Origin of the sequence: Luteibacter sp. ME-Dv--P-043b, assembly GCF_030209605.1 — a bacterium.
Taxonomy (GTDB): Bacteria; Pseudomonadota; Gammaproteobacteria; order Xanthomonadales; family Rhodanobacteraceae; genus Luteibacter.
Genome location: NZ_JARVRT010000012.1, coordinates 180,617 through 201,913 on the forward strand (window position 1 = coordinate 180,617; position 21,297 = coordinate 201,913).

The following is a 21,297-nucleotide window of genomic DNA, read 5'->3' on the forward strand; positions in this document are numbered from 1 at the left end:
CTTTTCCTGTCGCATCGCGTAAGCACATGGGCCAGGGCGATGATCGGTAGGGTGTTAATTCTAATTTAACGGGTCGGGTTAACGCTAGTTTCACCAAACACCCATGTTCAGTTAGCGGACGGTTTGGTCAAAACTTGAGCAGTGGTCGAAACGTGACCAGCAGGCCATAGCCACCAGACCAGCCAAGTCGCCGCCGGTCGAGACCTCTTGAGATATTTCCCATGGGCGGGCGTCCGGCGGACTTATCGCTCCGCTCGAAGCGGCGCGGTAATCGCTGGTCGCGTTGACCGCTCACTCCCAAATGATAATAATTATCAATCAGTAACTTGCCCGGTGTCCGCTTCATGAATCTCCTCGGTTGCCTGGCGGCGCTGCTCGCCATGGCCTTCGCCTATCTGTGCTCGCGCAACCAGCGCCTGCTGACCCGTCCCCTCGGCCGGGCCGCCCGCGTGGCCGGATGGGCATTCGCCGCCCTGGCGCTCATGGCCTGGATCGGCTCGGAGACCTCGTTGCCGGGCGTCTTCTCCGCCTTGACCGCGCTCATGCTTGGCGCGGTGGCGTGGCCGTACATCACCTGGATGCTGCGCCCGGCCGCTCCCTGGAAGCCGCGCTGATGCTCGCCAAGACATTCGCCGGCATCCTGCTGGGCCTGACACTGTCGATGGCAGTCATCGCCCTGGTCATCTGGGTATGGCCTGGCTCCAGCGAAGCGGTGACGCTGCCCGTGATGATGGCTTTCTTCCCGCTGTGGATCGGGATCATGGCCGCCACCTATCTGTTCCGCAGCGGCCGACATGCCTGGGGCTGGCTGGCGATCGCCAACCTGGTCGCCTTCGGCGCGCTGTGGGCGGCCAAGCACACGTTGCCGGGGCTCTGAGACGATGAAAGCCAACACGCTCCGCACCTTTACCCTCGTGCACACCTGGACTGGCCTGCTGGCGGGCTTCGCACTGTTCATCGCGTTCTACGCGGGTGCGCTGACCATGTTCCACGACGAGATCGACACCTGGGCCATGCCCCGTGCCGAGATGGCCCGCGCGGACACCATGGACCGGGCCCACCGCATGCTGGACGACATCGTCGCGAAACACCCGGCGGCACGCGCAAGCATCGGCGTCACCTATCCGGCGGACCATCCGTCGCACGAGGTGGCCGCTTACTGGATGGAGAAGGACGGCAGCTGGCATACGCAATCGCTGGACGACAGCGTCGCGCGCGACGCCGAAGACCACGAGCACGGCCTGGCAGACTTCATCTACGAGCTGCATTACGACCTGGGTATCCCGAAGATCGGCATCTACCTGATGGGCGTGGTCAGCGTCATCTACGGCCTGGCCCTGCTCACGGGCGTGCTGATCCACCTGCCCAACCTGGTTCGCGAGCTGTTCGCCTTGCGCCCCGGGCACAACCTGAAGCGGCTCTGGCAGGACGCGCACAACGTCATCGGCATCCTCAGCCTGCCCTTCCACATCATCTTCGCCATCACCGGGGCGCTTTTGTGCCTCACCCTGGTGATGCTGGTGGCCTTCAACACCGTGGCCTTCGACGGCAAGCTGATGGGCGCATTCGAGCGCATGACCAGCGCGCTGCCCGAGACCCGGGACGGCGGTGGCAGCGCCGTCATGCTGACCCCGGCGGAACTCGGCGCGCGCGCCCGCCAGGCAGCCCTGGCGGCCGGCGCCGCGGATTTCGAGCCCGACTACATGCGCTACGTGCATTACGGGCACACGGGTGCGGCCGCCGAGGTGCGTGGCACCTCCACGAAAACGCTGGGCGAGTACGGCATGGTGTCGCTGGATGCCGCGGACGGAAGGGTGCTCAAGGTCCAGGTCAGTGGCGCACGCGATGCCAATCACGCCACCTATGCCGCCATCTTCGGCCTGCACTTCGGCACGTTCGGTTCGCTGTCGCTGCGCTGGCTGTATTTCCTGCTCGGACTGGCCGGTGCCTTCCTCTTCTATTCCGGCAACCTGCTGTACATCGAGACCCGCCGCAAGCGGCGCCAGGCCGACCAGCCGTTGAAGGTGCGCGCCATGGCGACCGCCACGGTCGGGGTGTGCATCGGCGCGTGCTTCGCGATTTCCTGCACGTTCCTCGGCAACCTGCTTGGCTCGGTATGGGGCGCCGAAGGGTCCGATATCGTCCAGCCCGTGTGCTTCGGGACGTTCGCGCTGGCGCTCCTGTGGACGTTCTGGCGCCGGCCCGCCAGGGCGGCGGTCGAGTTGCTGGCGGCTACCGCAGCCGTCAGCATCGCGGTGGGCGCACTGGACATGGTGCTCCACGGGGAGCGGCTGCTGCGCACACTGGCCGAGGGACGCTATGCCGTGCTCGGCCTGGACATCGTCTCTATCGCCATGGGCGTGGGCTTCGCCTGGCTCGCTTTGGCGACCCGTCAACGCGCGGTAAAGGGTGATCCTTGCAGCGTGTGGGCATCGACGTAACGCGCGTTACTAAACTCGACAGTTATTAACAATCGCCGTGCTCGGCCGGCATCCCCATGTTGCAACGCCGCAATGCCTTGCGTACCAGTCAAGCACTTGTCTTGACGGGATTTTCTGACCACCTTCACATAGTGGTATTGCTAACGTAATCGTTTCCTGTCGCACCGCAGCAAGCAGTTGATTTCTCAGGCTTTACAAGGTGCTATGAAAACGTTTACGTTCCGCGCCGTCAGCCCCTCAAGGGGCAGGGGTAGAGGGTAGGAACGACGTGAGTGTGACGATCAAAGACGTCGCGAGGATGGCCAACGTATCGGTGGCATCGGTTTCGCGCGCGCTCAATGGACACAGTGGCGTCACGGCGGAAACGCAAAAGCGTATCCGTGACGTGGCCGCTCGCCTGCGCTATGTCCCGCATAGCGGTGCCCGCAGCCTGATCACCCGTCGCACGCAGACCATCGGTGCCCTGTTGCCCGACCTGCACGGCGCGTTCTGGTCCGAACTGATCCGTGGCATCGACCTGGCCGCGCGTGCCCGTGGCCTCTACCTGCTGGTGTCCAGTTCACACGGCGACGCCACCGAGGCGGCCATCGCCCTGCGCTCCATGCAAGGCCGCGTGGACGGCCTGCTGGTGATGTCGCCGCATGCGGACGAGGCGTTCCTGGAAGAAAACCTGCCCGTCGTGGTCCCCACCGTTCTCATCAACAGCCATGTCCGCTCCCAGCGGCAGGCCTCGCTGGACGTGGACGACTTCGGCGGCGCGAAGGCGATGGTCGAGCACCTGCTCGGCCTGGGCCGGAAGCGCATCGTGTTCATCGCCGGCCCGGAGGTGAACCACGACGTGCAGGAGCGCTGCCGTGGCTACCGCACCGCGCTGGCGGCAGCAGGCCTGGGCGACCGGGCCGCCATCCTGCCGGGCGACTTCACCGAGGAATCCGGCTACCGCGCCGGCAAGCAGGCGCTGGCCATGGTGCCGCGCCCGGATGCGATCTTCGCCGCCAACGACATGATGGCCATCGGCTGCCTGTCCGCCCTGGCCGAGGCCCGGGTGCGCACGCCCGAGGACATCGCCGTGGCCGGCTTCGACGATATCCCCATGGCGCGTTACGTCTCGCCGCCGCTGACCACCGTGCGCATCCGTATCGCCGAGCTGGGCGAAGCGGCGCTTGCACGCCTCGCCGGCATGATCGAAGCACCCGACGATGCCACGCCCGAGCCGCGTGTCGTCGGTACCGAACTGGTCGTCCGTGCCTCTTGCGGCGGTAACGACGCGCTAAGACGAAGGGCCTGACCGGCCCATCGCTACACGGCTTGCCGGGCCGTGGCTGGATGTATCAGGACGGCGACACAGCAGGACTCACAGCACGATTGCCGGTCCGCCTTGCGGCACCGGCGCCTTACACGGGGGCAGAACGCTCTCAACGAAGAAAAGTGGCACGCCCACCGCGTCACGACATCAACGTCGACCACCGTGAAGGGCGCCCGGCTGGGCCGGACAACACACACAAGAAGATTTGGGAGAGGGGAAAACAAATGAAAGCGTCGATGCACCTCAAGAAGAAGCTGCTGGTCAGCGTGATTGCCGCCGCCGTTGCCACGGCGATCGCACCGGGCATGGTCATGGCGCAGAGCGCCAACGCCACGCTGCGCGGTAAAGCCACGCCGGGCGCCAACGTCACGGTGTTCAACCCGCAGACCGGCCTGACCCGCCACGCCACGGCCGGCCAGGACGGCTCGTATGTCATCAACGGCCTGCCGCCCGCCTCGTACAAGGTGGATGCCGGTCCGGGTACCGAACAGAACATCACCCTGACCGTGGCCTCGACGGCGACGGTCAACCTTGCCGCGCCCGCGCAGGGCGCGACGGCGACCGCGGCCAACGCTACCAGCATGGAAGGCGTGTCGGTTTCCGCGACGACGGTGCAGGAAGTGAAGACGCCCGAAGTGGGCCAGACGATCTCGCTGCACCAGATCGCCACCATTCCGCAGGTCTCGCGTAACTTCCTCGAGTTCGCCGACACCGTGCCGGGCATGGTCTTCAACGTGGATGCCAAGGGCAACACGTCGCTGCGCGGCGGCGCGATGAACACCAGCTCGACCAACGTCTACATCGACGGCGTGAGCCAGAAGAGCTACGTGAAGGAAGGCGGTGTCTCGGGCCAGAACGGCAGCCAGGGCAACCCGTTCCCGCAGCTGGCCATCGGCGAATACAAGGTCATCACCAACAACTACAAGGCCGAGTACGACCAGGTCTCGTCCGCGGCGATCACCGCCGAGACGAAATCGGGTACGAACGAGTTTCACGGTGAGGTATTCGGCACCTACACGAACGATGCGTTCCGTAACCGCACGCCGATCGAGAAGACCAACGGCAAGGTCGATTCGGAATCCAAGGAATACGGTTTCGCTCTCGGCGGTCCGATCATCAAGGACAAGATGCATTTCTTCATCGCCTATGAGCAGAAGAAATTCAACACGCCGATCTCCGTCACGCCCAATGCGGTCGGCGTCGCCAACATCGAGAACGACCTACCGGCAAACGTCCAGTCGCAGCTTGGCTCCTCGAACCTCACGTTCGACGAGAAGCTGTACTTCGGCAAGATCGACTGGGAACTGACCGACCGCGATCGTATCGAGGTGAGCACGCAGGTGCGCCGCGAGACGCAGCTCGGCGGCACCGGTACCGGCACGGCCGCGTCCGCCGGTACGCAAGGTGAGAACCACGATACGCGTGGTACCTTCAAGTGGGCCCACAGCGGTGACAGCTGGTACAACGAGCTGATCCTCGCTTACGAGAACGCATACGTCGCCGCCAACCCGCTGCAGATCGGCAACGGCTACACGTATTCGTATCCGCAGGACATCGCGAACAACCAGAACCCGACGATCATCACGACCGGCGCCGCCGATCCCCGCGCGACCCAGAACAAGAGCCAGGAAGGTCCGAGCATCTCGGATACGTTCACGTTCAACAACCTGGAGTGGCAGGGCGACCACGTCGTCAAGCTCGGCTACAAGTTCAAGTCGGTCGAACTGAAGGCATCGGACGTGGCCGCGCAGAACCCGCAGTTCTTCTACGACGTGCGCCCGGGCCAGGGCACCTCGGCGGAGCCGTGGCAGGTGTTCTACGCATCCGCTCTTCCGGGCCAGGATGGCGTGGCGAAGACGACGGCTCGCCAGTACGGCGTGTTTGCCCAGGACGACTGGTCCGTCAACGACAAGCTCACGCTGAACCTCGGTGTGCGCTGGGACTACGAGGCCAACCCCTCCTACACCAACTTCGTCACGTCGCAGCGCGTGCTCGATGCGATCAATGCGCAGAACCCGTATGCGGGCGCCGCGCCGGGTGAGACCTATGGCGACGCACTCGCCGCGGGCGGCGTGAACATCGGCGACTACACCAGCAATGGTCACAACCGGAAGAACTTCCGCGGCGCCTGGCAGCCGCGCCTCGGCTTCTCCTACGACCTGTTCGGTGACGAAGCCCACGTGTTCCACGGCGGCGCCGGTCGCGCGTACGACCGTAACCTCTTCGACTACCTGCAGACGGAAGTGACCAAGCAGGCCTTGCCGCAGACCACGCTGCGCTTCAACGTGCCGGGCCATCCGTGCGACACGACCTCGTCGACCTGCGTCCCCTTCAACCCGGCCTTCCTGGGTGGTCAGGGCGTACTGCAGAACTATCTGGTCGGTGGCAACTCCGGCCAGGAAGTCGACATGCTCAACAACAAGCTGAAGGCGCCTTACAGCGACCAGTTCAGCCTGGGCATGTCGAACACGATCGGCGACTGGCAGACCGATGCCACGGTGACGCGCGTGCTCAGCCGCGACGGTTTCGCGTTCACCCTCGGCAACCGCCTGCCGAACGGCAGCTACTTCGCCACGCCGGGCGGCGCCAGCGCGGGTGACCAGCCCATCCCGAACGTGGGTGGTCTGATCCTCGGCGACAACGGTATCGCCACGCGTACCACCCAGGTCCTGCTGTCGGCCCAGAAGCCGTACACGAAGGAGTCCGGCTGGAGCACCAGCTTCGCCTACACCTTCTCGCACGCCAAGCAGAATCGCGATATCAACGAGCATTACTCGTTCGATTATCCGACGCTCAACGACTATCCGTTCATCACGTCCAACGCCGTGTCGAAGCATCGCTTCGTGGCCACGGGCGCTTTGGATCTGCCGTGGGGCATCAGTGGCTCGATCAAGCTGACGCTGGCCACACCGCTGCCGAAGAACGACGTTGCCTGCTACGGCGCCACGTTTGCCGATGGGTCGACCTGCGTACCGGTTTCGGCGACGCCGAGCGGTTCGAAGTTCCTGGTCGGCGGCAACATCTGGGGCTACCGCGACATCGACCTGCAGCTCACCAAGGACTTCATCCTCGGCGAGAACACGAAGATCTATGCGCGCTTCGACATCCTGAACCTGTTCAACTGGCAGAACTTCGCCGACTACAACACGAACTGGGGTTCGAACGGCGAGCTCAACAGCCAGCCGGTGGCCTACAACAAGAAGGGCAACATCGTCTTCGTGCCACGTACCGCCCGCTTCACCGTCGGCCTGAAGTTCTGATCCAACCGGCGCATCCGGTTCATCGGATGCGCCATACTTTGGCGCCCGCGAGTCTCCCCGCGGGCGCTTCTTTTATGGGGAGACCCGGTCCTTCGGGACTTTTATTTTCCCTGTAGCCGTAAACGTTTACGCGCGCAAGCCAGGATCGCCTGCGCTCCCTCACGAGGAAGGCACCCACGACGACGACGGCCCCCACCGTGCGTTCCGTGCCTCGCAAGCGCCAGGATTCACGTCATGCAAGTCAACACGATCAAGCGTCTTTCCCTCACCATGGGCGCCCTCCTCGCCTGCGCCGTCCCGCTGGCGATGGCACAGAAGGCACCGGCCATGACCAAGTACGCGCCATCCGTGGCAACCCTGAAAGACCTGCACCCCGTTCCCCCCATGATCGCCGACCTGGAAAAACGCACCTTCCAGTGGTTCTGGGACAGCGGCAACCCGGTCAACGGCCTGGTGCCCGACCACTACCCGACGCAGTCATTCGCTTCCATCGCCTCGGTGGGCTTCGGCCTCACCGCCTATGGGGTGGGCGTGGAGCGCGGCTACATCACGCGTGAGCAGGCGGTGGACCGCACGCTGGCCACGCTGCGGTTCTTCCGCGACGCGCCGCAGAACGATTCCGAGGACGACGCCACCGGCTTCAACGGGTTCTTCTACCACTTCCTGGACATGCAGACCGGCAAGCGCGAGGCGCGCTGGGTCGAGGTGTCCACGGTGGATACCTCGTTGCTCCTGGGCGGCGTGCTGTTCGCGCAGAGCTACTACGACCGCGACGATGCGAAGGAAAAGGAAATCCGCGATATCGCCGACCAGATCTACCGCCGGGTGGACTGGCCATGGGCGCAGAACAACGCGCCGTTGATCAGCATGGGCTGGACGCCGGGCGGCAAGATGATTCCGCACGACTGGGCCGGCTACAACGAAGGCATGCTGGTCTACATCCTGGCGCTGGGCTCACCCACCCACCCGGTCGGCGAGGACGCCTGGCAGGCCTGGACCAAGACCTACGACAAGACCTGGGGCGAGTTCCACGGGCAGACCTTCCTCAACTTCGCGCCGCTGTTCGGGCACCAGTACAGCCACACGTGGGTCGACTTCCGGGGCATCCGCGATGCGTGGGGCCGGGCGCACGACATGGACTACTTCGAGAACAGCCGCCGCGCCACCTATTCGCAGCAAGCCTATGCGATCGCCAACCCGGGCGGCTGGAACGGCTACGGCAAGAACGTCTGGGGCCTCACCGCCAGCAACGGCCCTGGCGGCCTGATCGTCAAGCAGGGCGACCGCGAGCGCACCTACCAGGGCTACACGGCGCGCGGCGCCGGCCTGGACTATATCTCCGACGACGGCACCCTGGTGCCGACGGCCGCTGGCGGCTCCATCGCGTTCGCGCCGGAGATCGTCATCCCGGCGCTGGAGGAGATGAAGAAGAAGTACGGTAAGAACATCTACACGAAGTACGGCTTCGTGGATGCGTTCAACCTCACCTTCGATACCCACACGGAAGTGCGTACGGGCCGGATCATCCCGGGCTTCGGCTGGGCCGATACCGTGCACCTGGGCATCGACCAGGGCCCGATCGTGCTGATGATCGAGAACTACCGCAGCGACTTCGTGTGGAGCGTGATGAAAAAGAACCCGTACATTCGCAAGGGACTGCAGCGCGCCGGCTTCTCGGGCGGCTGGCTGGACGCCGAAACGGCCGCCGACCTGTGGTGAAGCGCGTGACCCGTTACCTGCGCCATGCGGCGGCATGCGTGGCCGTGGCCGTCGCGCTGGTCGCGTGTGCCAAGCCGCCAGCCGGCACCCGCACGCTGCAGTTCTGGACCATCGGGCGCGAAGGCGAGGCCGTGGCCAAGCTGCTGCCCGAGTTCGAGCGCGAGCACCCCGGGCTGCACGTGGAAGTGCAGCAGCTGCCGCTCACCGCCGCGCACCAGAAGCTGTTGACGGCCTATGCCGGCGACTCCACGCCGGACCTCACCCAAGTAGGCAATACGTGGGTGCCGGAGATGGTGGCGCTGGAGGCGATCGAACCGCTGGATACGCGCGTCGCTGCGTCGAAGGTGGTCGATCCGACCGATTATTTCCCCGCGATCTGGTCCACCAACGTCATCGACGGCCACCTGTACGGCGTGCCCTGGTACGTGGACACGCGCCTGCTGTTCTATCGCAAAGACCTGCTGGCCAGGGTGGGCTACGACCACCCGCCACGCGACTGGGCCGAGTGGCAGGCGATGATGGTCAAGCTGGCGCAGCCGCGCGGCACCACCTACGGCGTGCTGCTGCCCACGAACGAATTCGAGCAGTTGCTGGCACTGGCCTTGCAGCAGGACGATCCGCTGCTGCGCGACGGCGGACGCTACGGTAATTTCCGCAGCGCGGGGTTCAAGAAGGCGCTGGCGTTCTACGTGTCCATCTTCAAGGACCAGCAGGCGCCGATGATGACCAACGTCGGCGTGGGCAATCCGTGGGCCGCGTTTGGCCAGGGTTTCTATGCGTTCTACCTGTCCGGTCCGTGGAACATCGGCGAGTTCCGCCACCGCCTGCCGCCGGCGCAGCAAGGCGACTGGGGTACGGTGGCGCTGCCGGGCCCCAACGGTCCGGGCGCGTCCAACGCGGGTGGCTCCAGCCTGGTGATCTTCCGCCGCTCGCAACACAAGGACGATGCCTGGGCGCTGATCGAGTTCCTGTCGCGCCCGGCCATCCAGGAGCGGTTCTACCAGATCCTCGGCGACATGCCGCCGCGACGCTCCTCATGGGAGGCCCCGGCGCTGAAGGATGACGACAAGGCCACGGCTTTCCGCGACCAGTTGGACCGCGCCAAGCCGACCCCGCCCGTGGCGGAGTGGGAACGCATCGTCACCGAGATGCAGCTCGTCGCCGCGCAGGCTGCGCATGGCGACCTCACGGTGGACGAGGCCGCGGCCGAGATGGATCGCCGTGCCGACCGCCTCCTGGAAAAACGCCGCTGGATGCTCGACCACGGACACAAGGCAAGCCCATGACTACGTCCCGCGCCGCCTGGCTGTTCATCGCACCCGCGATGATCGTCCTCGGATTGTTCTTCCTGCTGCCGGTGATCGCGGCGCTGGTGCTCTCGGTCACCGATTACGACCTCTACGCACTGGCGGACATCCGCAACCTGCGCTTCGTCGCCCTGCAGAACTACTGGTCGCTGTTGCAGCGACCGTTGTTCTGGTCGGCGCTGGGCCACACCGTGTACTTCGTGGTGGTGGGCGTACCGCTGTCGCTCATGGCCTCGCTGGGTGCGGCCATGTTGCTGAACTCGCCCATGGCGCGGTTCAAGCCGTTCTTCCGCACCGCGCTGTTCGCGCCCGTCGTCACCACCGTGGTGGCGGTGGCCGTGATCTGGCGCTACCTGTTCAACACCAAGTACGGCCTGATCAACTACGTGCTGGATAACCTGGGCGTGCCCACGGTGGACTGGCTGGGCGATCCGCACTGGGCCATGCCCACGATCATCCTGTTCGCGGTGTGGAAGAACTTCGGCTACAACATGATCATCTTCATGGCGGGCCTGCAGGCCATTCCGGGCGACCTGTACGAGGCCGCGCGCATCGACGGCGCCTCGGCCATGGCGCAGTTCCGCCACATCACCCTGCCGATGCTCAAGCCCACGATGGTGATGGTGAGCATCCTCACGGTGTCCGGGTATTTCCAGTTGTTCGCCGAGCCGTATGTCATGACCGAAGGCGGCCCGCTGCAGAGCACCACCTCGGTGCTGTACCTGATGTACGAAGAGGGCTTCAAGTGGTGGAACCTGGGTTCCGCCTCCGCGGTGGCCTTCATCCTGTTCGTCATCATGTTCGCCGTTACCGCCGCCATGCTCCGCTTGTCGAAGCAGGGAGAGCCCGCATGAGTCCGCGCATCGCCAAGGCCCTCATCAACGGGCTGCTGATCGGCGCGGCCGGCATCGCGCTGGCGCCGCTGCTGTACATGCTGTCGGTGTCGTTCATGACACCCGGCGAGGCCAGCGCCCTGCCGCCGCCCGTGCTGCCGACCCACTGGACGCTGGGCAACTACCGCCAGCTGTTCCTCAACGCGGGCATGGGTCGTTACCTGCTCAACAGCCTGTTGATTTCCACGGCGATCACCGTGGTCTCACTGGCGTTCAACCTGATGGCCGGTTATGCCTTCGCCAAGCTGGAGTTCAAGGGACGCCAGCGCCTCTTCCAGTTGCTGCTGGGCGCGCTGGTGATTCCCGCGCAGGTGGCCATGCTGCCGTTGTTCCTGCTGCTGAAGTACATGGGCCTGGTCAACACCTACGGTGCCGTGATCGTGCCCGCGCTGGCCACCATCTTCGGCATCTTCCTGGTCCGGCAGTACGCCAGCGGCATCCCGAACGACCTGATGGAAGCGGCGCGCATTGATGGCGCCGGTGAGTTCCGCATCTTCGCCACCATCGTCATGCCGCTGTTGAAGCCGATCATGGTAACGCTGGCGATCTTCACCTTCCTGGCCGCGTGGAACGACTTCATGTGGCCGCTGATCGCGCTGACCGGGCAGGAGCACTACACGCTGCCCATCGCCCTGGCCTCGCTGTCGCGCGAGCATGTGCAGGACAGCGAACTGATGATGGCTGGCTCCGTCGTCACCATCCTGCCGGTGCTGGTGCTGTTCCTCGCCTTGCAGCGTTATTACCTCGAAGGCCTTCTGATGGGCAGCGTCAAGGGATAGGACCATGTCACGCCTTGCCTCGCTTTCGCTGCTGCTGTCGGCGGCCGTCGTCACCCTGCCTGCGCAGGGCAAGGATGCGCCCCGCCTGCTCGATGGTTTCGACACCACTGCGGGCTGGGCGGCAACGCATACCGACGATGTATCCGCCTCGTTGCGGCTCGTGGAAGGCAACACCGGGCGGGCGATCTGCCTGGACTATGACTTCAACGGCGTGTCCGGCGCGGCGTCGATCCGCAAGACGCTGCCTCTGGATTTCCCCACGGGTTTCGCGCTGGGCTTCGACGTGCGCGGCAGCATGCCGCCCAACACGCTGCAGCTGAAACTGATCGACGACAGCGGCGACAATGTGTGGTGGTTCCAGCAGCCCGGCTTCGTCCCGACCGATGCCTGGCAGTCCGTGCAGGCGACCAGTCGCCAGGTGTCCTTCGCCTGGGGTCCGGTGAAGGACCGCACGCTGCGGCACACGCGCGAGGTGGAGTTCGTCGTCTACAAGGAGGCACAGGGCCAGGCCCGGGTACCGGGCGGGCGCGACGCTGTGCCCGCGGCCGCGAATCGCGGCTCGGTGTGCTTCGACAACCTCACCCTGACCGCGCGGCCTCCCGAAGCCGTGCCCACGCCTGCGCCTACCGCCAACGCGATTTTTGAGGAGCGGGCGAAACACGTGCGTCGTGGCCTCTATCCCCGTGGCTTCTCGGGCGAGCAGTCGTACTGGACGATCGTCGGTGTGGATGGCGGCAGCCGCGATTCCGCGCTCATCTCCGAGGACGGCGCGGTGGAAGTCACCCGCGGCGGCTTCTCCCTCGAACCGTTCCTGATCGATCGCGGCGCGCTGGTCACATGGGCCGACGTCACCACCACGCAGTCGCTGCGTGACCGCTACCTGCCGCTGCCGTCCGTGCAGTGGACGAAGGGCGACCTTGCGCTCACCACCACCGCCTTCGCGCAGGGCGCCGCCGGTGCCTCGCAGCTGGTGGTCGGCTATCGCGTGGACAATGCGGGAGAAACCGCGCGTGACATCACGCTTGCCCTGGCCGCGAGGCCCTTCCAGGTCAACCCGCCCACGCAGTTCCTCAATGCGCCGGGCGGCACCAGCCCGATCCACGACCTCGCCTGGGACGGCCATGCGCTGGTGGTGAACGGCACGCGCAAGGTCGTGCCGTTGCAGGCGACGACGGCTTTCGTCGCCAGCGGCAACACGCCAAAGATGCTCAGCGAGCGACTCGATGCGGGCGAGCGCCCGGCGACACGCTCGCTACACGCCGACGACGGCTTCGGCCAGGGCGCCCTGCTATACGACGTGCACGTGCCGGCCCACGGCCATGTCGACCTGGGCCTGGTGATTCCCGTGAAGCAGGACGACGACGTCCCGCTGCCGGCGGACGCCGGCCACTGGCTGGCCAGCCATGCCGATGCCGTGGCGGCGCTATGGCGCGACAAGCTGGATCGTGTGGCGATACGCGTGCCGACGCGGGCCCAGCCGCTGGTCGACACGATGCGCAGCGGTGTCGCGCAAATCCTCATCTCGCGTGACGGCCCCGCGTTGCAGCCGGGCACCCGCTCGTATTCGCGCACCTGGGTGCGCGATGGCGCGATGATGCTGGAGGGCCTGCTGCGTACCGGCCACGAAGATGTCGCCGGCGAGTTCATCCGCTGGTATGCACCGCACCAGTTTACCAACGGCAAGGTGCCCTGCTGCGTCGACGCGCGCGGGTCGGATCCTGTACCCGAGAACGACAGCCAGGGCGAACTGATCTTCAGCGTGGCCGAGCTATGGCGCTACACGCACGATCGCGCCACGCTGGAAAGCCTGTGGCCGCACGTAGTGCGCGCCGTCGACTACATGGAAACGCTACGCACCGGCGAGCGGCAGGCCGGGCGGTTGCAGGGTCCCGACCGATCGCTGTACGGCCTGATGCCGGCGTCGATCAGCCACGAAGGCTATTCGACCAAGCCGATGCATTCGTACTGGGACGATTTCTGGGCGCTCAAGGGCTACGACGATGCGGTGGCACTGGCCGGCGTGCTCGGGCAGACCGATCGGCAGACGGCATTCCGTGCCTCGCGCGACCAGTTCCGCGACGACCTGCATGCGTCCATCGCCTCGGCGGTCCGCGAGAAAGGCATCGACTTCATTCCGGGATCGGCCGAACTGGGCGACTTCGACGCCACCTCCACCACCATTGCCCTGTCGCCGGGTGGCGAGCAGGCACGGTTGCCCAAGGCCCTGGTGGACGCCACGTTCGAGAAATACTGGCGGGCCTTCGTGGCGCGACGCGACGGCAGCATGGCCTGGAAGGACTACACGCCCTACGAGCTGCGCACGATCGCCAGCTTCGTCCGCCTCGGCTGGCGGGACCGCGTGGGCGACCTGATCGCCTTCTTCTTCGCCGACCGGCGACCGCAGGCCTGGAACCAGTGGGCCGAAGTGGTGGGGCGGGACCCGCGCGAGCCGCGCTTCGTCGGCGACATGCCGCACGCGTGGATCGCCTCGGACTATGTCCGTTCCGCACTCGACCTGTTCGCCTACGATCGCGCATCCGACGAGTCGATGGTGCTCGCGGCGGGGGTGCAGCCGGCGTGGCTGGCCGGCGACGGCATCGCGCTGCGCGACCTGCGCACGCCCTACGGACGTCTCGGCTATACGTTGAAGGCCACCGGCGGAAAGGCCACGCTGACGCTGACCCAACCGATAGACCCTCCCGGCGGCCTGGTGCTCTCGTTGCCGTCGGGCGAGGTGAAGCTGCGGCGGGGCGTCACGACTTACACCGTGCCGATGGAAGCCACCGGCACGGCCACGAAGCCGCCGCGCTCCTAGTGCGTGGCGACCCGGGTGCGCAGCAAGGCATCCACCGCCTGCTGCCACTCGAGTGACCCGGGCGCCGACTGCGGCGCCTCCTGGCCAAGCTTCGCGTTCACGGCCTGGTTCCAGGCCGGCGTATCCGGTCGCGGGCCATGGCCGTCGTCACTGACCGCCAGGGTCTTGTCCACCCAGGCGTACCACCCGGGCGAACCCAGGGCGGGGTTGGCCGGCGCATTCTTGCCGGGTGCCGGCGTGGCATCGGCAGCGGCCGACGACGCCGCAGGCGGCGCGGCGGCGGAGCCCGCGTCAGGCGACGAGGGCGAGCAGGCGGCGATGATGAGCGCCGCGATAATGGGTACGACCGTGAGCAAAAAGCGCATGGGCAATGAATTCCTCGCGAATGCGTAGGAGGCCGATGCTAGCGATGGCATCCGGTCTGAAGGCTAAACGGCCCGGGGAACTTAACCGGGCCGTTCAGTTTCAGCCGAGGCGATCAGAATTTCCCTGCACGGAAATCGGCGATCGCCTCGTGGATCTGCGCCTGCGTATTCATGACGAACGGGCCGTAGCGCGCCACCGGTTCGCGCAGCGGACGACCTGCCACGACCAGGACGCGGGTGGCCTCGGCGGCCGCAAGGCTCAAGGTGTCACCCTCGCTGAGCACCGCCAGTTCGCTGCGTGCCAGCGACTCGCCGGCCACCCGGGCGTCGGTGCCGTCGAACACATAGGCGAACGCGCTGTGCCCGGCGGGCAGGCCCAGGTCGTAGTGCGCGCCAGCGTCCAGCGCGATGTCCAGGTACACCGGCTGCGTGGCGATACCGGCCACGGGGCCGCTGACGCCTTCCAGCTCACCGGCAATCACGCGTACGGTCACGCCGGGCGCCGGCTGCACCACCGGGATGTCGCCCGGCGGGATGTCCTGGTAACGCGGCGCGGTCATCTTGTCCGCGGCCGGCAGGTTCACCCACAGCTGGAAGCCCCACATCAACCCGGCCTCCTGCTGCGGCATTTCCGAATGGACCAGGCCGCTGCCCGCGGTCATCCACTGCACGCTGCCGGGACCCAGGTCGCCGCGATTGCCCTGGTTGTCGCCGTGTTGCATGCGCCCGGCGAGCATGTAGGTCACGGTTTCGAAGCCGCGGTGGGGATGATCGGGAAAGCCTTCGATATAGTCCCCGGCCTGGTCGGAACGGAATTCGTCCAGCAGCAGGAACGGGTCCAGCATGTCCAGCGCCGGCTGGCCGATCACACGCTTGAGCTTCACGCCGGCGCCGTCGGCGGTGTCCATGCCGCGAATGCGGCGCGCGATGGTTCGTTGGGTCATGACGGTACTCCGGTGTCGATGCCCACCAAGATGCCGGTTGTCGGGCACCAGACCAAGCCTCGTGGGGCGAACGATCCGTTTCGCCCGTGTGGTCAGTGCACCCAGTGGCCGGAACGCTGGCGGGGTGGGCCGTCTTCGGCCTCGCTGCGCGGGCGGGTCATCGCCTTGAGCTCGTCTTCCGTGGGGCCGTTGGTGCGCCAGTATTCGCCCACCGCATTGAGCACCTCGGGCAGCTGGCCCAGGCACTCGTCGTATTCCTCGTCGGTGAGTTTCTCGAACTCCGCATCGGCCTGCAGCACGCCCTCGTCCACCGCCAGCGCCATGATGGGGCCGAGCAGCTGCATCAGGGTGGGGTCTTCGGCCAGCCGCGTTTCCCACAGCTGCGCACGCATGTCGATGCCACGGCTGAAGCCTTCGCACCAGCCGCCCGCCGACAGCATGGGGCCTTCGTCGGTGTCGATCTCGCCGAGGATCGGCTCGTAGGCGTCGACGTCCAGTTCCGCGCTGATGGAATCGTTGAGCTGGGCCAGCAACGCCAGCACGGCGTTGCCTTCGTCTTCATCCTCGAAGGCGTCGTGCAGCACCTCGTGCAGCCATTCTTCCGGCTTCACTTCGAGCGGCCCGATGGCGATGGCCGAGAGCAGGCCATGCACGCCGTCGAGCATCAGGTCGCCGTCGTTGCCGTGGGCGCGCAGGTAGATGTCGAGTTTTTCGAGTTCGGCGTCGTCCAGTGAACGCGGCCATTCGGATTTGGGGGTATTCAAAGCTGCAGCTCCAGCACGACGGGCGCGTGGTCGGACGGTTGTTCCCACTTCCGCGGCGCCTTGTCGACGATCGACGAGGTGGCCAGGGATTTCAGCGCATCGCTGATCAAGATGAGGTCGATCCGCAGGCCCATGTTGCGGCGGAAAGCCGCCTGCCGGTAGTCCCACCAGCTGAAAAGGCCGGCGTCCTCGTTGAAGAGACGGAAGCTGTCATGCAGGCCGATATCGAGCAGGGCCTGCAGGGCGGCGCGTTCCGGCGGCGAGCAGAAGATGTCCTCACCCCAGGCCACCGGGTCGTACACGTCGCGGTCGTCCCGGCAGATGTTGAAGTCGCCCAGGACCACCAGTTTCTCGTGGCGGGCACGCTCGCCTTCGAGGAAGTCGCGAACCCGCGCCAGCCATTCGAGCTTGTAGGTGTATTTTTCGTCGCCCAGCGCCTTGCCGTTCACCACGTACAGATCGACCACGCGGATATCGCCGACCGTGGCGGCCAGGATGCGGCGCTGGGGATCGTCCAGGCCCGGGATATCGGTGACGACATCGGCCAGTTCGCCCCGTGCGAGGAGGGCGACGCCGTTATAGGTTTTCTGCCCGGAGAACACCGAGCGATAGCCCATCGCGGCGATCTCGTCGACGGGGAATTTATCGTCGGTGAGCTTGGTTTCCTGCAGCGCGACGATATCCGGCTGCACCTCGGCCAGCCATTGCTGGAGGTGGGGCAGGCGAACCTTGAGCGAATTGACGTTCCACGAAGCGATCTTCATGGCGCCATTGTAAAGGAAAGCCGCGCGGCGCCATGACGCCGCGCGGGGCCGTGCGATCAGGCCAGGCCGTAGCTGCGAAGCAGGGCGTCCGGCCGCGGCTCGCGACCGCGGAAGGCCACGAAGGAGGCCAGGGCCGGCCGCGTGGAGCCGACCGCCAGCACTTCCTTGCGGAAGCGCTCGCCCGTGGCCCGGTCCAGCACACCGGCCTGTTCGAAGGGTTCGAACGCGTCCGCGGACAGCACTTCGGCCCACAGGTAGCTGTAATAGCCGGCCGAATAGCCACCCGCGAAGACATGGGTGAAGGCGTGCGGGAAACGCTGCCATGCCGGCGGATGCAGCACGGCCACTTCATGGCGCACCTTCTCCAGGACATCCAGGGGGCGCGCGCCCACCGCCGGGTCGTAGTCCCGGTGCAACAGGAAATCGAACAGGCCGAATTCCAGCTGGCGGACGAGGAACAGGCCGGCATGGAAGTGCCGCGCGTCGAGCATCCGCTGGTACAGATCGTCCGGCAGCGGCTCGCCGGTCTGGTAATGCCGGGCGAATTCGCGCAGGGCGTTGCGATCCCAGGCGAAATTCTCCATGAACTGGCTGGGCAGCTCCACGGCATCCCACTCCACGCCCTCGATACCACTGATCGAGGGAATATCCACCTCGGTCAGCATGTGGTGCAGCCCGTGGCCGAATTCGTGGAACAGCGTGAGCACGTCGTCGTGGGTAAGCAGGGCCGGCGCGCCGTCGGTGGGCGGCGGGAAGTTGCAGGTGAGGTACGCCACCGGCAGCTGCAGTTCGTCACCGTCGCGGAAGCGCGACACGGCCACGTCCATCCAGGCACCGCCGCGCTTGCCCGAGCGGGCATACATGTCGAGGTAGGCCCCGGCGAACACCGTGCCGTCGGCGTTCACCACGTCGTAGTACTTCACGTCCTTGTTCCAGGTATCCACGTCATCGCGCGGCGTGAAGCGCACGCCATAAAGGCGCTCCACCACCATGAACAGGCCGTCGATGGCGGCCGAGGCCGGGAAATACGGTTTGATCTGTTCCTCGTCCAGCGCATAGCGCTGCTGGCGCAGGCGCTCGGCGGCGAAGCCCACATCCCAGGGCTCGAGGTTGTCGATCTTCAGTTCGTCGGTGGCGAAGCGGCGCAGTTCGTCCAGTTCCTTCTTCGCCACCGGCTTGGCACGGGCCGCGAGGTCGCGCAGGAAGGTCAGCACCGCCTCGGTCGAGGTGGCCATCTTGGTCGCCAGCGACTCTTCGGCCGCATTGGCGAAGCCGAGCAGTTGCGCGGCCTCGTGCCGTAGCGCGACGATTTTCTCGATGCGCACGGAGTTGTCGAACTTGCCCTTGTCCGGCCCCTGGTCCGACGCGCGGGTCTGGTAGGCGTAGTACACGGCCTCGCGCAGGTCGCGGTTCTCGGCGTAGGTGAGCACCGCCTGCACGCTGGGTTGCTTCAACGTGACCAGGTAACCGTCGAGTTTTTCCTCGCGGGCGTATTCACGCAGCACGGCGCGTCCGGAAGCGGGAATGCCCGCCAGGTCGCGCTCGTCGGTGATGTGCTTGTGCCAGGCCTCGGACGCATCCAGCACGGCGTTGGAGAACTCGGTGGTGAGGCGGGACAGCTCCACGCCGATCTCGCGGAAGCGCGTGCGCGCCGGTTCTTCCAGCGCCACACCCGACAGGCGGAAGTCCCGCAGGGCGTGCTCGACCGCCGCACGCGCGGCGACCGGCAGGCCGGCGAAATCGGGCCGGTCGGCCACGGCCTGCACGGCGGCGTAGAGGTCGCGGTTCTGGCCCACTTCCATGCCGTGCTCGGTGAGTTTTTCTTCCGCGGCGCCGTGCGCCTTGCGCAGGGCCTCCGAGTCGGCCACGGAGTGCAGGTGGCTTACCGGCGACCAAGCCCGCGACATGGCCTGGTCCAGGCGTTCCTGGGCCAGGATCACGTGCTCGAAGTCGCGCGGCGCGTCGGCAGCCGCAATGGCATCGATGGCGGCGCGCTCGGCGGCGATGAGGCTGTCGATGGCGGGCTCGACGTGCTCGGGGCGAATGGCCGAGAACATCGGCAGGGCCTGCGGGTCGAGCAGCGGGTTGGTGCGGGTATCCATGGGTTCGTCTCCTCTCTGGCGCCCAGCGTGGAGCCCGCGCGGAGGCAAATCAAGCGGCAACACGTGGGGCCCGCCCCGGCATTCAGGGGCGATCAGGCCAGGTAGTCGTCCTTGAGGCGCACGTAATTGGCCGCCGAGTAATACAACTGCTCTACCTGCCGATCGCTCAGCACGCGCACCAGCTTGCCGGGATTGCCCAGCCAGAGCTCACGCTCGCCCACCACCTTGCCCGGCGGGATCACCGTGCCCGCGCCGACGAAGCCGTGTTTCTTCACGACCGCGCCGTCGAGCACCGTGGCGTGCATGCCGATCAGGCAGGCGTCCTCGAGGGTGCAGGCGTGGATCACCGCGCCGTGGCCGATGGTGACGTCCTCGCCGATGATGGTCGGGAAGCCACCCGGGCTGTACGGACCGTCGTGGGTAACGTGGATGATCGCGCCGTCCTGGAGGTTGCTGCGGGCACCGATACGGATGTGGTGCACGTCGCCGCGCGCCACCGCGCCCGGCCAGACCGACACATCGTCGGCGAGCTCGACATCGCCGATGACGGTGGACGCCGGGTCGACGTACACGCGGGCGCCGAGGCGGGGAAGGATGCCCTTGAAGGGCCGTATCGAAGTGAACATGCGACGATTCTAAACCTCGCGCGCATCTGCCGCACCGTTACATGAACGAACCGCCGGTGATACGCCCGTCGGCGTCCCTTTGGGGGACGTAGCGGCTGTTGTTCTGGCGCATCTCCCGCGTCGACATCATGTCCGGGGTCACGAGGGTGACATCGGGATAGGCGGCGCGGACAGGAGGCGCCGCCCGAGGCGACGCCTCCATGGATCAGCGGAACGAGCCGCCGACGATACGACCGTACTGATCGAGCTGTGGAAAATACCGGCTGTTGTCGGCGCGCATTTCCATCGTGGTCACGGAATCGGGCATGACGAGCTGGATGCATGAAAGGCGCGCGCGGAATTCCACCGGCGTCGGCTTGGTGGCGATGAAGCGGTCGAACGCGTTCGTGTCGAGCACGCCGCAACGCACCGATGCCTTTGCGTCGGTAGCGCCCTCGGGACGAGGCGCATTGCCACCATGCACCTGAGCCATGGCGGCCAGCGGGGCCATGGCGAGCAGGGCGACGAACAACGGCGAAATGGTCTTATTCATAAGGTGGCTCCTTGCCTGTGTAAGGGTTTTTATCAGGCGCCCCCGGATGGGACGCCTGGCAACAATGACCCCCCGGGCCTATCGCGAAGATGAATGCGGCTAGCCGTTTCGCCGACGGATCGTGTCAGCTTTTGCCTCATCATTTGCCACCACGACCTGCTGCTGGGCGTCGAGCTTGGCCCCGAGAATGATCAGTGTGTAGTTGGTGGCGTCGTAATCTCGCAGCAAGGCGATCTCGCGGCGCGCGTCCTCCAGCTCGCGCCGGTTGATCTGACGTTCGATCTCCTGCGCGGCGAACGGGAGCGTTTCGCGAAGAGCGTCATGCGCCGTCGCATTGCCTGCGTCGAGCTGCAGCACACTCAGATAGAACTCGTAGGCGTTGTTCCCTTGCGGGGCGATGAGACGGCCTTCACGTGTGGCCTCTCGCGCAAGCTCCAGCAGGAGATCGACGTCCGATCGGTGGGCGCCGCCCACCGGGGCGGAGGGCGTCACGTCCGCGAGGCTCGTCGCGGACGCGTGCGAGCGCTGGAGCAAGGTGAACGCCGACGCAGCTGCCATGGCGACCACGGCAATGGCGACGGTGATGATCGCGCGGCGGGGCACCGCGACGATGGACGACTTAGACATGGGGATATCCGGGGGAACGGCGCCCGCAACCAGGCCGTCCCCCTGTGGACGGC

General features: G+C 66.1%; 19 protein-coding genes. 10 read left to right on the forward strand and 9 right to left on the reverse strand.

The genetic code is table 11. From position 1 onward, the window contains the following. Window positions 1–127: 127 nt before the first annotated feature. Entirely contained in the window at window positions 128–346 is a 219-nt protein-coding gene (locus tag QRN34_RS07520; protein ID WP_285403396.1) for a hypothetical protein, read from the reverse strand. Here QRN34_RS07520 and QRN34_RS07525 point away from each other — a divergent pair. The 10 genes from QRN34_RS07525 to QRN34_RS07570 all read left to right on the forward strand — a co-directional run bounded on the left by QRN34_RS07525 (window position 345) and on the right by QRN34_RS07570 (window position 14,520). After that, window positions 345–614, forward strand: a complete 270-nt coding sequence (locus tag QRN34_RS07525) for a hypothetical protein (RefSeq protein WP_285403397.1) — start codon at window positions 345–347, stop codon at window positions 612–614. The genes QRN34_RS07520 and QRN34_RS07525 overlap by 2 nt on opposite strands. Beyond that, window positions 614–877 carry a hypothetical protein gene (locus QRN34_RS07530; protein ID WP_036138780.1) on the forward strand — a complete coding sequence of 88 codons (264 nt, stop codon included), beginning with the start codon at window positions 614–616 and terminating at the stop codon, window positions 875–877. Before QRN34_RS07525 ends, QRN34_RS07530 begins: the two co-directional genes overlap by 1 nt. A 4-nt stretch (window positions 878–881) precedes the next feature. Next, window positions 882–2,441: a PepSY-associated TM helix domain-containing protein gene (locus QRN34_RS07535; RefSeq protein ID WP_285403398.1), complete on the forward strand. Its 1,560-nt coding sequence runs from the start codon at window positions 882–884 to the stop codon at window positions 2,439–2,441. A gap of 268 nt (window positions 2,442–2,709) precedes the next feature. Further along, on the forward strand, window positions 2,710–3,729 hold the full coding sequence (locus tag QRN34_RS07540) for a LacI family DNA-binding transcriptional regulator (RefSeq protein WP_285403399.1): 1,020 nt from the start codon (window positions 2,710–2,712) through the stop codon (window positions 3,727–3,729). 242 nt (window positions 3,730–3,971) lie between these two features. Beyond that, the gene (locus QRN34_RS07545; protein ID WP_285403400.1) at window positions 3,972–7,007 is read left to right on the forward strand and encodes a TonB-dependent receptor; all 3,036 of its coding nucleotides are present in this window, start codon (window positions 3,972–3,974) and stop codon (window positions 7,005–7,007) included. 234 nt (window positions 7,008–7,241) lie between these two features. Next, on the forward strand, window positions 7,242–8,726 hold the full coding sequence (locus tag QRN34_RS07550; protein ID WP_285403401.1) for a glucoamylase family protein: 1,485 nt from the start codon (window positions 7,242–7,244) through the stop codon (window positions 8,724–8,726). 5 nt (window positions 8,727–8,731) lie between these two features. Then, a complete protein-coding gene (locus tag QRN34_RS07555) occupies window positions 8,732–10,012 on the forward strand; it encodes a sugar ABC transporter substrate-binding protein (RefSeq protein WP_285403402.1) in 1,281 nt (426 codons plus the stop codon). Continuing rightward, window positions 10,009–10,887 carry a sugar ABC transporter permease gene (locus tag QRN34_RS07560; RefSeq protein WP_036138770.1) on the forward strand — a complete coding sequence of 293 codons (879 nt, stop codon included), beginning with the start codon at window positions 10,009–10,011 and terminating at the stop codon, window positions 10,885–10,887. The genes QRN34_RS07555 and QRN34_RS07560 overlap by 4 nt, the downstream gene beginning before the upstream one ends. Further along, complete coding sequence (locus tag QRN34_RS07565; protein ID WP_036138768.1) at window positions 10,884–11,705, forward strand: carbohydrate ABC transporter permease; 822 nt, start codon at window positions 10,884–10,886, stop codon at window positions 11,703–11,705. The genes QRN34_RS07560 and QRN34_RS07565 overlap by 4 nt, the downstream gene beginning before the upstream one ends. 4 nt (window positions 11,706–11,709) lie before the next feature. Next, complete coding sequence (locus QRN34_RS07570) at window positions 11,710–14,520, forward strand: discoidin domain-containing protein (RefSeq protein ID WP_285403403.1); 2,811 nt, start codon at window positions 11,710–11,712, stop codon at window positions 14,518–14,520. Here the strand turns inward: QRN34_RS07570 and QRN34_RS07575 are convergent. The 8 genes from QRN34_RS07575 to QRN34_RS07610 all read right to left on the reverse strand — a co-directional run bounded on the left by QRN34_RS07575 (window position 14,517) and on the right by QRN34_RS07610 (window position 21,244). Next, window positions 14,517–14,885, reverse strand: coding sequence for a hypothetical protein (locus QRN34_RS07575; protein ID WP_285403404.1), 369 nt, complete (start codon window positions 14,883–14,885; stop codon window positions 14,517–14,519). The genes QRN34_RS07570 and QRN34_RS07575 overlap by 4 nt on opposite strands. 113 nt (window positions 14,886–14,998) lie before the next feature. Then, complete coding sequence (locus QRN34_RS07580; RefSeq protein ID WP_285403405.1) at window positions 14,999–15,829, reverse strand: pirin family protein; 831 nt, start codon at window positions 15,827–15,829, stop codon at window positions 14,999–15,001. 92 nt (window positions 15,830–15,921) lie between these two features. Then, the gene (locus QRN34_RS07585) at window positions 15,922–16,593 is read right to left on the reverse strand and encodes a YecA family protein (RefSeq protein ID WP_036138760.1); all 672 of its coding nucleotides are present in this window, start codon (window positions 16,591–16,593) and stop codon (window positions 15,922–15,924) included. After that, window positions 16,590–17,357 carry an exodeoxyribonuclease III gene (gene xth, locus QRN34_RS07590; RefSeq protein ID WP_036138758.1) on the reverse strand — a complete coding sequence of 256 codons (768 nt, stop codon included), beginning with the start codon at window positions 17,355–17,357 and terminating at the stop codon, window positions 16,590–16,592. Before xth ends, QRN34_RS07585 begins: the two co-directional genes overlap by 4 nt. 56 nt (window positions 17,358–17,413) lie before the next feature. Further along, window positions 17,414–19,459 (reverse strand): M3 family metallopeptidase, encoded by a 2,046-nt coding sequence (locus QRN34_RS07595; RefSeq protein ID WP_285403406.1) that lies wholly within the window; start codon window positions 19,457–19,459, stop codon window positions 17,414–17,416. Between the two features lie 92 nt (window positions 19,460–19,551). Continuing rightward, a complete protein-coding gene (locus QRN34_RS07600; protein ID WP_285403407.1) occupies window positions 19,552–20,085 on the reverse strand; it encodes a gamma carbonic anhydrase family protein in 534 nt (177 codons plus the stop codon). A gap of 205 nt (window positions 20,086–20,290) precedes the next feature. Further along, the gene (locus tag QRN34_RS07605) at window positions 20,291–20,617 is read right to left on the reverse strand and encodes a hypothetical protein (protein ID WP_285403408.1); all 327 of its coding nucleotides are present in this window, start codon (window positions 20,615–20,617) and stop codon (window positions 20,291–20,293) included. A gap of 99 nt (window positions 20,618–20,716) precedes the next feature. Next, window positions 20,717–21,244, reverse strand: coding sequence for an energy transducer TonB (locus QRN34_RS07610; RefSeq protein ID WP_285403409.1), 528 nt, complete (start codon window positions 21,242–21,244; stop codon window positions 20,717–20,719). Window positions 21,245–21,297 lie beyond the last annotated feature (53 nt).